The 556-nt window shown below is 67.8% G+C and carries 1 protein-coding gene; it reads left to right on the plus strand.

Features of this window, described 5'->3' with window-relative positions:
• Nucleotides 1-556: FAD-dependent monooxygenase (locus D3H34_RS33630; protein ID WP_205736890.1), on the plus strand; the 556-nt coding region annotated here is incomplete at both ends.

The following is a 556-nucleotide window of genomic DNA, read 5'->3' on the forward strand; positions in this document are numbered from 1 at the left end:
CCCATGGCCTGAACAGCGCCGTGCAGGACAGCTACAACCTGTGCTGGAAACTGGCCGCCGTGGTGCGCGGCGAAGCCGGCGAGGCGCTGCTCGACACCTACGAGCAGGAGCGCCGGCCGGTGGCGCAGATGATCGTCTCATCCGCCTACGAGAACTGGCAGAACGCCTGGAAGATCGCCGCAGCGTTCGGCTTTTCACCCCAGCAAGGCAAGGAAGAAAACTGGGCCGCATTGCGCCGCCTCTGGGCCGATGGCGAGACCGCCGACGCCGCACGCCAGCAGGCGACCGCCGGCATCGGCATTGCGCGCACGACATACAACCACCTGCAGGCCAACTTCGGCTATGTCTACTCGCAAGGCGCGTTGCTCGCGGACGCTGCGCCCGCGCCCCGGCCGCTCGATGCGATCTGCGATTTCCGCCCGAGCACCAAGCCCGGCCACTCCCTGCCGCATGCCTGGCTGGAGAACACCGCAGACCGCTACTCCATCAACGACCTCACCGCCGCGGGCCGCTTTGTGCTGATTGCCGGTGAAGACGGCGGCGACTGGTGCCAGGC

It is taken from the genome of Acidovorax cavernicola, assembly GCF_003581445.1.